General features: G+C 75.2%; 11 protein-coding genes. 6 read left to right on the forward strand and 5 right to left on the reverse strand.

Annotation, left to right across the window (positions count from 1 at the left end; translation table 11 throughout):
* Nucleotides 1–92: 92 nt before the first annotated feature.
* The 5 genes from LCD33_RS21320 to LCD33_RS21340 form a co-directional block, all read right to left on the reverse strand.
* The gene (locus tag LCD33_RS21320) at nucleotides 93–485 is read right to left on the reverse strand and encodes a PPOX class F420-dependent oxidoreductase (RefSeq protein ID WP_224978194.1); all 393 of its coding nucleotides are present in this window, start codon (nucleotides 483–485) and stop codon (nucleotides 93–95) included.
* A 122-nt stretch (nucleotides 486–607) separates the two neighbouring features.
* Nucleotides 608–2,356 (reverse strand): serine hydrolase, encoded by a 1,749-nt coding sequence (locus LCD33_RS21325; protein ID WP_224957280.1) that lies wholly within the window; start codon nucleotides 2,354–2,356, stop codon nucleotides 608–610.
* A 33-nt stretch (nucleotides 2,357–2,389) separates the two neighbouring features.
* On the reverse strand, nucleotides 2,390–3,637 hold the full coding sequence (locus LCD33_RS21330) for an exo-beta-N-acetylmuramidase NamZ domain-containing protein (RefSeq protein WP_224957282.1): 1,248 nt from the start codon (nucleotides 3,635–3,637) through the stop codon (nucleotides 2,390–2,392).
* A 5-nt stretch (nucleotides 3,638–3,642) separates the two neighbouring features.
* Complete coding sequence (locus tag LCD33_RS21335; protein WP_255617694.1) at nucleotides 3,643–5,433, reverse strand: glycoside hydrolase family 3 protein; 1,791 nt, start codon at nucleotides 5,431–5,433, stop codon at nucleotides 3,643–3,645.
* A gap of 555 nt (nucleotides 5,434–5,988) precedes the next feature.
* Complete coding sequence (locus tag LCD33_RS21340; RefSeq protein WP_224957299.1) at nucleotides 5,989–6,828, reverse strand: HAD family phosphatase; 840 nt, start codon at nucleotides 6,826–6,828, stop codon at nucleotides 5,989–5,991.
* A 697-nt stretch (nucleotides 6,829–7,525) separates the two neighbouring features.
* Between LCD33_RS21340 and ssd the strand changes: the two genes are divergently transcribed.
* From ssd to LCD33_RS21370, 6 genes are all read left to right on the forward strand, one after another.
* The gene (ssd, locus tag LCD33_RS21345; RefSeq protein ID WP_224978195.1) at nucleotides 7,526–8,650 is read left to right on the forward strand and encodes a septum site-determining protein Ssd; all 1,125 of its coding nucleotides are present in this window, start codon (nucleotides 7,526–7,528) and stop codon (nucleotides 8,648–8,650) included.
* Entirely contained in the window at nucleotides 8,635–9,804 is a 1,170-nt protein-coding gene (locus LCD33_RS21350; RefSeq protein WP_224966661.1) for a TadA family conjugal transfer-associated ATPase, read from the forward strand. Before ssd ends, LCD33_RS21350 begins: the two co-directional genes overlap by 16 nt.
* Nucleotides 9,798–10,613 carry a type II secretion system F family protein gene (locus tag LCD33_RS21355; protein ID WP_224966662.1) on the forward strand — a complete coding sequence of 272 codons (816 nt, stop codon included), beginning with the start codon at nucleotides 9,798–9,800 and terminating at the stop codon, nucleotides 10,611–10,613. The genes LCD33_RS21350 and LCD33_RS21355 overlap by 7 nt, the downstream gene beginning before the upstream one ends.
* Nucleotides 10,610–11,365 (forward strand): type II secretion system F family protein, encoded by a 756-nt coding sequence (locus LCD33_RS21360; protein WP_224978196.1) that lies wholly within the window; start codon nucleotides 10,610–10,612, stop codon nucleotides 11,363–11,365. The genes LCD33_RS21355 and LCD33_RS21360 overlap by 4 nt, the downstream gene beginning before the upstream one ends.
* A gap of 111 nt (nucleotides 11,366–11,476) precedes the next feature.
* Nucleotides 11,477–11,734: a DUF4244 domain-containing protein gene (locus LCD33_RS21365; RefSeq protein ID WP_224966664.1), complete on the forward strand. Its 258-nt coding sequence runs from the start codon at nucleotides 11,477–11,479 to the stop codon at nucleotides 11,732–11,734.
* On the forward strand, nucleotides 11,731–12,348 hold the full coding sequence (locus LCD33_RS21370; protein WP_224978197.1) for a TadE family type IV pilus minor pilin: 618 nt from the start codon (nucleotides 11,731–11,733) through the stop codon (nucleotides 12,346–12,348). Before LCD33_RS21365 ends, LCD33_RS21370 begins: the two co-directional genes overlap by 4 nt.
* Nucleotides 12,349–12,409 lie beyond the last annotated feature (61 nt).

Genomic DNA, 12,409 nt, shown 5'->3' on the forward strand with positions numbered 1-12,409 from the left:
GGCTCGGCCGACCCGGCCGGACGGGTCGCCGCCCGACCGCCCCGAACGCGGAGCGCGCGGCAGGAGCCACCGCGCGTCCCGCCGAGGCCGGACTACGCGCCCGGCACGTGCTCCGGCTCGACGAGCACCACCACGCGCTCGTCCCCCGGCTGCCCCCACTGGTACTCGTCCTCACCGGTGTACTTCTTCGCCATCTTGTTGATGAACGCGTTGTCCGGATCCGGCTCGAACCCGGCGACGCGGCCGCGGATCTCGACGTAGCGGTACGGGTTCTCCGGGTCGTGCGCGGACACCGCGATGCGCGGATCCCGCTGCAGGTTCCGGTACTTCTGCCTGCCGGTGGTCTGGCTGAACCTCACGTGCGTGCCATCCCACTCGACCCACACCGGGCTGGACTGCGGCTCGCCCCGCGGACCGAGGGTCGCGATGTGCGCGAACGCGCGCTTGCTGAGGATCTCGGCCAGTTCCTGCGGGATCGCGGCCATGAGCGCTGCCTCCTGGTGCTCGACGATGAACACCGGTCACGACGCGGCCGGAGGCGCGGCTATTCCGGATTCCCGGGCGGTACACCCGATCGGGAGCAACGGGACGCTCGGCTCCGGGCCGTTCAGCGCTCCACCTCCCGCCAGCCCTCCGCGCGCAGCCCCTGCGGTTCCAGCTCCCCGTCCAGCAAGGTCCGCTCCCGGTCCGCCGCGGAGATGCCGTCCAGCTGCACCCCGCGCCCGGTGTACCGCGCGTCCGGCGCGTAGCGCCAGCGCACCAGGATCCGCTGCCCCGGAGCCGCGTCCACCGCGCCCCGCACCTGCCACCACGCGCGGTGCCCGGAACCCGCCAGCACCCGCTGCGGTCCCTCCGGTGCGCCGTCGCCGCTCGCCTCCACCGGCACCGGGCGCCACGAGGCACCGCCGTCCGCGCTGGACTCCACCACGAGCGCATCGGTCCCGTCGCCGTCCCGCTGGGTGTCGACGAACGCGTCGAAGGACACCTGCGCGGGCCCGGCCACCGGCCCCAGCTCCCGGGTGGTCAAGGTCGCGGGTTCCGCGGCGGGCGCCGACCACTCGCGCGAACCGTGCTCCGGGCGCACCGCCAGCGACTCCGCCACGCCCTGCGCGAGCACCTGCCGGGCCTCGTTGTTGGACCCCCACTCCCGGGACGGGTGCACCCGGTTCGTCAGCAGCACCACCACCGAGCGCGACAGCGGGTCCAGCACCAGCGAAGTGCCCGTGTAACCGGTGTGCCCCGCCGACCGCGGGCCGCTCAGCCCCGCCATGTACCAGCGCTGGTCCAGTTCGAAGCCCAGCCCGTGCGAGTTCCCCGGGAAGCCGCCGTTGAAGTCGGTGAGCATCTGCTCGACCGAGTCCTCGTCCAGCAGCTCCGCGCCGCCGTAGCTGCCGCCGTTGAGCAGCGCTTGGCCGAGCACCGCCAGGTCGTGCGCGGTGGAGAAGATCCCGGCCTCCCCGGCGACCCCGCCCAGCGACCAGGCGTTCTCGTCGTGCACCTCGCCGCGCACCATGCCGCGCGGCGGATCGGCCTGGAACTCGGTGGCCGCGATCCGGTGCCGTTCCTGCGGCGGCGGGTTGTAGCCGGTGTCGGTCATGCCGAGCGGCTCGGTGATGCGCTGCCGCACCACCTCGTCGAGCGGTTCGCCCGCGACGCGGGACACCAGCACGCCCAACGTGATCATGTTCGGGTCGGAGTACTCGTAGCCCGAACCGGGCGGGTGCTGCGGGGTGAGGCCCATGACGTGCGGGATCCGCTCCTGCGGCGGCAGCTTCCACAGCTTCACCTCGGCCTGCAGCCCCGAGGTGTGCGTGAGCAGCTGGCGCACGGTGATCGATTCCTTGCCGTGCGCACCGAACTCCGGCAGGTACCGGGCGACCGGCGCGTCCAGCTCCACCGCGCCGTCCTCGACCTGCTGCAACGCGGCGATCGAGGTGAACAGCTTCGTGATCGACGCGACGTCGAAGATCGTGTCCGGCCGCACCGGTTCCTGCTCCTGCGGCGGCAGCTCGGTGCCCGTCCCGTCCGCGTAGCGCACCTCGCGGCCGAACGCGTCCTGCCGGACCACCACGCCGTCGTGCGCCAGCAGCGCCACCGCGCCCGCGTACATCGGGTGCTGCCTGCCCGGCACCACCTCGGTCCAGGCCGCGATCCGCCGCAGCGCCGCGTCGATCGGCGCCGGATCCAGCCCCACCTGCTGCGGGGTGCCCGGTCGCAGCACCGTGTCCGCGGGCGCGAAGCCCTGCTGCGGCCGGTCGAAGCGGCCGCCCGCGCCGTCCGGGGACGACGCGCACGCGGGCCCCGCGGTGGCCGCGGTGACCGACGCCAGGACCAGCGCCACCAGCGCTCTGCGCATCACGACCTCACCCCTCGCTCGGACGACCCGGCCTCACCGGTACAGCAGGAACCGCTCCCGCGAGCGCCGGAACCCGGTGAGGTCCGCCCGCCAGGAACCGACAATCTCGTCCACCTCCGCGCCCGCGTCGATCATGCCGCGGACCCGGTCCGTACCGGCCAACTTGTCGAACATGCCGTCCGGCCGCCAGCCGAACACCTCCGGGTACAGCCGCTTCGCCGAGACCAGCATCGCGATCGCCAGCCGCACCGGGTCCACGTCGCCGTCCCGGTAGAGCTGCACGCCGCCGCACGTCTGCTCGGCGTGCTTGGAGAACGTGGGCACGAAGTAGGTCTCCCGGAAGCGCACCCCGGCGAGCCCGGCCGCGTTCAGCTCCTCCGCCCACCGCCAATCGATGCCCGGTGCGCCGATGATCTCGAACGGGCGGGTGGTGCCGCGGCCCTCGGACAGCACCGTGCCCTCGAACAACCCCGTTCCCGGGTAGACCATCGCGGTGTCCGGCGTCGGCATGTTCGGGCTCGGCGGCACCCACGGCACCGCGGGCTCCGCGCCGCGCCCCTGCCAGCCCTCCACCCGGACCACCGACAGCCGGTCGCCCAGCGGGGTGTCGGAGTGCTCGGCGTCGAACAGCCGCGCCAGCTCACCGATCGTCATGCCGTGCTGCAGGGCGATCGGCAGCAGGCCCACCCCGGAGGTGAACCGCGGATCCAGCACCGGTCCCTCGACCCGGCGGCCCCCGATCGGGTTCGGCCGGTCCAGCACCACGAACTCCGCGTCTACCTGCGCGGCCGCCTGCATCGCCTGGTGCATCGTCCAGATGTAGGTGTAGAAGCGGGCGCCCACGTCGGCGATGTCGAACACCACCCGCTCCACCCCGGCCTCGCGGAACATCGCGGCCAGCTTCGGCACGTCCGCGCCGTATGCGTCGTACACCGGCAGTCCGGTGCGCGGATCGCGGACGTCGCCCTCCGAACCGCCTGCCTGGGAGGTGCCGCGGAAACCGTGCTCCGGGCCGAAGACCGCGGCGACGTCCACCGCTCCGCCGGCGTGCATCGCGTCCACCACGTGCTCCAGCGAGGCAAGCACCCCGGTCGGGTTGGTGATCACGCCGAGCCTGCGGCCCGCGAGCCGCTGCCAGCCCTCGGCGGCGAGCACGTCCGCTCCGGTGCGCAGCGACCCGGGCACCGGGCCGTCCTGCTCCGCGGCGCAGGCGCTGGTCGCGCCGAGCAGCGGGGCCGACACCGCGGTCGAGACCAGGAAACCCCGTCTGCTCAACGGCATCGGGGTCACCAGCTCAGTCCGTGGCCGAACGGGAACCGCTGCCCGGTGCCGTCCGCGGTGGGCACCGGAACGGGCAGCTTCCCGGCGGGGGAGACCTCGCCGAGCAGCACCCGCGCCAGCGACTCCATCGCCACCGGCTTGTCCGAGTAGGTCGCCAGCCAGGTGGGCACCTCTTCGACGTGCGCCGCGTCGTACGGGTCCCGCACCGCTGCCGCGACCACCCGCGTGCCGGAGTCCTGCAACGCCCGCACCAGGTCGCGCTGCGCCGCGTTCGTCCCGTTCCACGCCGCGTTGGTCAGCACCACCACCGTGTCGTGCGAGCGCGCCGCGTCCACCGCCCGCCTGACCTGCCCGCTGGTCGGCGTCATGCCGGTCGGCAGGGAGTCCGCTTCCCGGCCGCGGGCGCGGAACCGCTCCGCCAGCTCGGCGGTCGCCTGGTCCCCGGCCCCGGTGACCAGCACCCGGCCCGGGTCCCGCAGCGGCAGCTCGTGCGCGTCGTCGCGCAGCACCGTGGTGGTGCGGTCGGTGAGCCGCTGGGCCTGCTCGCGGTGTTCGGCGTTGCCGACGACCCGGTCCACCGCCGCCGGGTCGACGAACGGCGAGTCGAGCACGCCGCGCTTGCGCTTCAGCTCCAAGATCCGCTCGACGCTGGCGTCGATGCGCTCCTCGGTGAGCGCGCCGGAACGCACCGCGCCCAGCACCCCGTCGATCGCGACCTGGAGGTTCTGCGGCATCAGCAGCTGGTCGGCGCCCGCTTGCAGCGCCAGCACCGGGATCTCCGCGTCCGAGTGCTTCGCCCGCACCCCGTCCATCTGCAGCGAGTCGGTGACGATCACGCCGCGGTAGCCCAGCTCGTCGCGCAGCATCCCGGTGAGGACCGTGGGCGACAACGTGGACGGCTCGCCCGAGTCGTCCAGCTTCGGGACCACGATGTGCGCGCTCATCACCGCGTCGGTCCCCGCCGCGATCGCCTCCCGGAACGGGGGCGCGTCCAGCTGCTCCCACTGCTCGCGGGTGTGCTCGATGACGGGCAGGTCGGTGTGGCTGTCCTGGTTGGTGTCGCCGTGCCCCGGGAAGTGCTTGGTCGCCGCGGCCACGTTCGCGCCGTCCTGGTAGCCGTGCACCGCCGCCGCGGACAGCCGCGCGGCCAGCGCCGGGTCTGAGGAGAACGAGCGGACCCCGATCACCGGGTTCGCCGGGTTCACGTTGACGTCCCCGCTGGGCGCGAAGTTCTGGTTCAGGCCCATCGCGCGCAGTTCCTCGCCGGTGATCCGCGCGGACGTCTCGGCGTCCTCCGGGCTGCGGCCCGCGCCCAGCGCCATGTTGCCGGGCAGTTGCGTCACCGGTTCGCCGATCCGGGTGACCTGGCCCTGCTCCTGGTCGGTGGAGATCAGCAGCGGCACCCCCGCCCCGGAGGACACCGCGGCCTGCTGCACCCCGTTCGAGAGCTCCGCGATCTGGCGTGGCTCGTGGAGGCTGTCGGTCCAGGTGAAGTGGATCAGGCCGCCGAGGTGGTAGCGCTGCACGACCTGCGCCGGGGTGTCCACGCCGAACTCGGTCCGGTTCTGCGGGTGCGGGGCGTCGGCGGCACGCCCGTAGGCGTAGGTCACGAAGAGCTGGCCGACCTTCTCCTCCAGCGTCATGCCCTGCACCTTCGCCTGGACGGACGGGTCGACCGCGCTGTGCACGGGGGGTGGCGCGGGTTCCTGCGCGCCCGCGGCGGACAGGCCACCGCCCACGGCGAGCACCGCCACGACGCTGCCGATGGCGGCGGGGAGCCGGTGGGAGCGTTTCAAGCCCACGGGGACCTCCTGGGGCTGTGCCCACGGTCCCGCGGCGGGGCGCCGGGTCGGGGTCGGCGGGCGGGGGCGGAAAGTCGTCCACCACCACGGGGGTGGAATTCGGAAGCTACTCACGTGCCCGTGCCCGGTCAACGCCATCCGGTGGGTGATCGGCGCGAACGGCCCTGATCAGCGCATCCGGGATGATCCGACACGCCGGGTGCGTTCCGGTCGGGCCCGCCCCGCGCGCGAAACGGGGGCGCCCGCCTCGGCGAGCGCCGCCTTTCGCGTGTTCGGACGGGTTACCAAGCGTGCACGAATGTCGTAACTTCCGGGCTAGGCGTCCGGCGTCCCGGTACGCAACCCCGTTCGACGACCGGCCTCACGTGGCGGCAGCGCGTGGGTGCTCCGTCCTCACGCACGGAGCCCGGACGGGGTGGACGGTGCTTCTCCTCCGCGCCGTCCCTGGCCGAACCGGAGTCCGCACCTCCTTTGTAGACCCCGCTCCGGACCGCTGCAATCCCCAGCGGGCTGATCGTTTCCGGGCGGGCTTCCCGCTGGTGGCGCGGGTCAGCGGCCGCGGCGCAGCCTGCGCAGTCCCCACCAGGCGGCACCGGCGGCGGCCACCGCTCCCACGCCGACCCCGGCGGCGGTCACCGCGGCCCGGGACGGGGTGGGGAAGCGGGCGCGCAGCGAGACGGGCTGCTCGAACGCCAGCGACGGCCAGCCGCGCTGGGCGGCGTGCTTGCGCAGCCCGCGGTCCGGGTTCACCGCGGTCGGGTGGCCGACGACCTCCAGCAGCGGCAGGTCGGTCACCGAGTCCGAGTACGCGTGGCAGGCGGCCAGGTCGTAGCCGTGCAGCTCGGCGAGCTCGCGGGCCGCCGCGGCCTTGTTCTCCGCCGAGCAGTAGAACTCCACGTCACCCGTGTACCTGCCGCCGGAGACCACCATCCGGGTGCCCGCGGAATGCGTCGCACCGAGCAGCGCGGCGATCGGAGCCACGACTTCTTGCCCGGAAGCGGAGAGCACCACGATGTCGTGGCCCTGCTCCTTGTGCTCCGCGATGAGCTGGGTGGCCTCCTTGTAGACCAGCGGGTCGACGATGTCGTGCAGGGTTTCCTCGACGATCGCGTTGACCTGCTCGACATCCCATCCGGCGCAGAGCGAGGTGATGTGCGCGCGCATCCGGTCCATCTGGTCCGCGTCGGCACCGGCCAGCATGAACACGAATTGCGCGTAGGCACTTTTGAGCACCGCCCTGCGGTTGATGAGGCCTTCTTGGAAGAACGGTCTGCTGAATGCGAGCGTGCTCGATTTGGCGATGACCGTTTTGTCCAAGTCGAAGAATGCCGCCGCCCGAGGCTCGGTGGCGGCCGGTGGGTTCGCGGGCGCTGTCACGAGGCACAGCATACGAAACATCGGCGATGTCCGGACGGCTGCACGTTCCGCCGATCGCACCAGTCACCCACGGTGTCGGAGCGCCTCCCGCGGGGGTGGGGCCAGGCGTGCGCCCGCGCGGGATGGCCTGCACGCTGAGTTTCCGGGGGTGCGTGCGGCGGCCGACGTTCCTCCTAATGGACGGGGCGCGTGTGAGGGGCACGGGGCGCTACAGTTGAGGGGTCCGGGAGCCCCGGACGGGTTCAGCTCGACCCCCCGGAGCTGAACTCTCGACGACCCCCGTCCCTCCCCCCTGACGGGGGTCGTCCCATTTCCACCGGGCGGGTCGCCCTCGTTCGGCTTTCGCCGCTCCCGCGCTGCCGGGCCACCCTTTCCATTGTTCCCGCGACCGGGCGCGGGCCCTTTCCGCGCTGCCGGGAGATGATCTCCGGCGCATCCGGTCGAGTTCTCCGCCCCATCGGAATGGCATTGTCGAAGTGGCGCGCATGTGCGGTTTTCCCTGACCAGCGGTTCGGTTTCGGCAATCTCCGACCATCCGGCTCGCTGAACCGGGGGACAGGTTGTCCACAGGTACCCGTTTCGTCCACAGATTCGCGATTCGGGGATCGACGCGGGGTTCCGCCTCGGTCACCGTTGATGACGAGCGGGAGAACGGCCGGAACCACCTTCGGACACCCGCGATCAGCCCGGATCCGAACGGGGACCTCGCATGTCCACGACCACCACGCCGCTGCTCATCACCGCCGACGAGGCGCTCGCTGAGGACGTCGCCCGCCTCGCCGCCGTCGCGGGCTGCGAACTGCGGCGGCACGACGGCGGGACCGCCCCCGGCGACCGCTGGCGGGATGCGGCGCTCGTCCTGCTCGACGGCCCGGCCGCCGCCGAGGCGCTGGTCGCGGAACTCCCGCGCCGGCCAGGCGTCGTGGTGCTGACGAGGGGCGGGGTGGGACCGCTGTGGCGACCGGCGTTCGAGGTCGGGGCGGAAGCGCTGCTCGGTCTGCCCGCCGAGGAGTTCCGGCTCGTCGAGCTGCTCACCGATGTCGCCGACGGCGCTCGCGCGTCACCCGGGGACGGCCGGGTGCTCGCCGTGCTCGGCGGCGCGGGCGGTGCCGGGGCGTCCACCCTGGCCGCGGCCACCGCGGTGACCGCCGCCCGTCGCGGGGACGGCGCGCTGCTGCTGGACTGCGATCCGGCCGGTGGTGGGCTCGACCTGACCGCCGGCGTGGAGGGCTCCTCCGGGCTGCGCTGGTCCGGGTTGTCGGTCGGTGACGGCCGGATCCCGTCGGGTGCGCTGCGCGCGGCGCTGCCGGGCCGCCGCCTCGGGCGGGGCAGGCTCACCGTGCTCTCCTGCGACCGGAGCGGCCCGGCGAACGGCCCCACCGCGACCTCGGTGCGCGCGGTGCTCGACGCGGGACGGCGCGCCGGGGACGTGGTGGTCTGCGACCTGCCGCGGACGCCGTTCGAACCGGCGGCGGCAGTGCTGCGGCGCGCCGACCTGGTCGTCCTGGTGGTTCCGGCCGAAGTGCGCGGCTGCGCCTCCGCGGCGAGCACCGCCGAGCTGGTGCGCGAGCACGCGGCCGGGCCGGTGCTGGCGGTCGTGCGCGGCCCGGCCCCGGGCGGGTTGCGCGTCGACGACGTCGAACGCGCGGTGGGCGTCGAGGTGCTCGCGGTGCTGCGGACCCAGCCCGCGCTCGCCGCCGCCGTGGACCGCGGCGGGCTGTGCGCCACCCGGGCGGGCAGCCGTGGGCCGATCGCCCGGGCCACCGGCGAAGTACTCCGCGTCCTGGACGAACTCGTGGCCGGACGGGCGGTGGCGTCGTGCACACCGAGCTGATCGAACGGGTGCGCCGCAGGCTCGCGGGCAGCGGCGCACCGCTCAACCCGTCCGCGGTGGCCACGGCCGTCCGCGAGGAGTCCGGCGGGCTCGTCGCCGACACCGACCTGCTCGCCGCGCTGCGCGCGCTGCAGCAGGAATTCCTCGGGGCCGGGGTGCTCGAACCGCTGCTGCGGGACCCGCGGGTCACCGACGTGCTGGTCACCGCACCCGACCAGGTGTGGGTGGACCGGGGAGACGGCCTGCGTCGCTGCTCGGTCACCTTCCCCGACGACGACGGGGTGCGGCGGCTGGCCCAGCGGCTCGCGGTCGCCACCGGCCGCCGGCTGGACGAAGCGCAACCGTGGGTCGACGCGTGGCTGCCCGGTGCGGAGTCGGGGGAGGCGGTGCGGCTGCACGCGGTGCTGCCACCGATCGCCGCGGACGGCACCTGCCTGTCCCTGCGGGTGCTGCGGCCCGCTTCGCACGACGTGGGCGCGCTGCGCCGCCTCAGGACCTTCGACGAGGCGCGCGCCACCGCGCTGCGAGAGATCGTCCGGCACCGGCTCGCGTTCCTGGTCACCGGCGGCACCGGCGCGGGCAAGACGACCCTGCTCGCCGCGCTGCTCGGCGAGGTGGGCCGGACCGAACGGATCATCTGCGTGGAGGAGGCCGGGGAGCTGCGACCCGAGCACCCGCACGTCGTCCGGCTGCTGACCCGGCCGGCGAACGTGGAGGGCGCGGGCGAGGTCCGCATCCGCGACCTGGTGCGCCAGGCGCTGCGGATGCGCCCCGACCGGCTGATCGTCGGCGAGGTGCGCGGCGCGGAGGTCTGCGAACTCCTGGCTGCGCTGAACACCGGGCACGACGGGGGCGGCGGGACCGTGCACGCGAACTCGCCCGCCGAGGTCCCGGCCAGGCTGGAAGCGCTCGCCGCGCTCGGCGGGCTGTCCCGGCAGGCGCTGCACAGCCAGCTCGCGGCGGCCGTGCAGGTCGTGCTGCACGTCCGGCGCGCCACCGGCGGAGGCAGGTACCTCGCCGAGATCGGGGTGCTGCGCCGCGAGGGAGACCTGGTGCGCGTGGTGCCCGCCTGGGAACGCGGCACCGGCTGGGGCGAGGGCAGGCCGGACCTGCTCGCGCTGCTGCGAGCGCGCGGGGGTGATCTGCCGTGCTGAGCGCACTGCTGTCCGCGATGGCCTTGCTGACCTGGCCGGACGTCCGCGCCCGGACCCGCATCGCCACCGTGCGGCCGGGGCCGGAACCGGTGCGGCGCCGCGCCCCGTCCTTCGGCGCGGCCCCGTGGGCGGTGCTGGGCGGAGTCCTGTTCGGCACCGCGCTCGCCGGGATCGGCGGCCTGCTCGCCGCCGCCGCGCTCGCCGCGCTGGGGATCTGGTGGTGGCGGGGACGCGGTGCGGATCGGCGGCGGACCGCCCGGGCGGCCGCACTCGCGTCCGCGCTCCGGATGCTCGTCGCGGAGCTGCGCGCTGGAGCACACCCGGCCGCGGCGGCCGAGGGCGCTGCGGCGGAGTCCGACCCGGCCGTGGCAGGACTCTTCCGGGACCTCGCCGCCACCGCGCGGCTCGGCGGGGACCCGGCCGCGGTGCTGCTGGCCGCCGCCGACCCCGCCGGTGCCGGTCCGGCGCGAGCGGACCCGCTGGCGCGCGCCGGTCGGGCGTGGGCGCTGGCCGATCGGCACGGGGTCGCGCTCGCCGAACCGCTGGATTCCGTGCGCCGCGACCTGGAACACCGGGTGGCCTTCGCCAGGGACGTGGACGCGAAGCTCGCCGGTCCGCGGTCTACGGCGGTGGTGCTCGCCGCGCTGCCGCTGCTCGGACTCCTGCTGGGCCAGCTCTCCGGCGCGGCACCGCTGGCGGTGCTCGCGCACGGGGTGCTCGGGCAGGCGCTGCTGGTCGGGGGAGTGGCGCTGTTGTGCGCGGGCGTGGTGTGGACCGTCCGGCTCACCGAATCGGTGGTGCGGACGTGAGCGCCGCCGAACTGGCCGGGGCCACCGCGCTGACCGGAGCCGTCGGGAGCGGCGCGCCGTGGGCCGCTGCGCTCATCGGGCTGGGCCTGCTGGTCGTGCCGTCCGGTCCCGCCCGGGCGCGGCTGCCGCCCGCACCCGCCCGACCCGGGTGGTCCCCGGCGGTGGCCGAGTGGTGCCGCGGTCGGCGGTCGGCGCTCGCGGCGGTGGTGGGCGGGCTGTGCGGCGCGCTGCTCGGCGGACCGGTGGGTGCGCTGCTGCTGGCGGCGGTCGGTTTCTGGTGGTTCCGGCGCCAGGTGGCGGGTGAACCGGTGGACCCGTTGGCACTGGCCGCGGGATGGGACCTGCTCGCCGCCGGGATGCGCGCCGGACTGCCGCCGGTGGTGCTGGTGCGCGCGGTCGCCGCCGAGTTGCCCGGTGCGGCGGGGGACGCGTTGCGGGAGGTGGCAGGACTGCTGGAACTCGGCGCCGACCCGGTCGCGGCCTGGGACCCGGCGCTGCGCCATCCCGGCACCGCCGAGCTGGCGAGAGCCGCCCGGCGCACGGCCCGGACCGGGAGCGCACTGGCCGAGGTCGCCGCCGAGCTGGCGGCCGAGTCCCGCGCCGAGCTGGCGGATCGCGCGCAGGCGCGGGCCCAGCGCGCGGCGGTGTGGGTCGCCGCCCCGCTGGGGCTGTGCTTCCTGCCCGCGTTCCTGTGCCTGGGCGTGCTCCCGGTGGTGGTCGGCATGGTGCAGCGCCTGCCGCTGCCCTGGTGACCGCGACCGCGCGATCAGTGCGCTGCGGGAGGAATCCGGGCGGGTGCGCCCGGCGAACGGATGTCGATGGCGGAGGCCGGGCGGCCGACCGGCGGTGGAGAGGAGAAGGTGATGACGGTTCGAACCGAGTGCGCGGTGCGGACGATCGACGGCGGGCTGCACCTGGTCGCGGGCGCGCGGCGGCGAGTCCGGCGGCGGTGGCGGGCCCTGTTCCGCGGTGACGGCGGGATGAGCACCGCCGAGTACGCCATCGGCACGATCGCCGCCGCGGCGTTCGCCGGGGTGCTCTACGCGGTGGTGACCGGGGCCTCGGTGACCGACGGGCTCACCTCGCTGATCGAGCGCGCCTTGCAGGACGGCGTCGGATGACCGCGCCGTCCGGTGCGGCGGGGAACCGGCGCTCCTCCGCCGAAGCGGACCACGCCGGTGGAGCGGCAGCGGATCGCGGTGCGGTGACCGTCGAGGCCGCGATCGGCATCGGCGCGGTGATGGCGGTGTTCCTGCTCGTGCTGGCCGCGTTCGGGGTGCTGCTCGGGCAGCTCCGCTGCACCGACGCCGCGGTCGAAGCGGCCCGGCTGGCGGCCAGGGGCGATCACGACGGCGCCCGCGCCGCGGTGGCCCGGTCGGCTCCGACGGGATCCGAGCTGGTGCTCGCGGCCGAGCGCGGGCTCGTCATCGCGCCGGGCACCGCGCCGTCCGGTCCGGGACTCCTGCCGCAGCAGTGGCGGAGCAGCCGGGCCGCCGCGGCCCCGGAACCCGAGGCGCCGGCCGCCACGGCCCCGGAACCCCCAGGGCAGGAACCCCCAGGGCAGGCCTCCGCAGCGCCGCAGCCGGATGCGCCGATCCCGGTGGAGCCAGGATCGGGCGAGCCGGACCGGCCACCAGCCCCCGGCGCCGAGTTCCCGCCCGCGGGCGGGCCACCGGCCTCCCCGGGCTTCGCCGAACCCGCCCGAGCGGCACCGAATCCGGGACCCGCCGCATGAGCGGGAGCGGGGGGGGGGGGGGGGGGGGGGGGGGGGGGCCCCCCCCCCCCCCCCCCCCCCC

The sequence above is a fragment of the Saccharopolyspora sp. 7B genome (assembly GCF_020177435.1).
GTDB lineage: Bacteria > Actinomycetota > Actinomycetes > Mycobacteriales > Pseudonocardiaceae > Saccharopolyspora_C > Saccharopolyspora_C gregorii.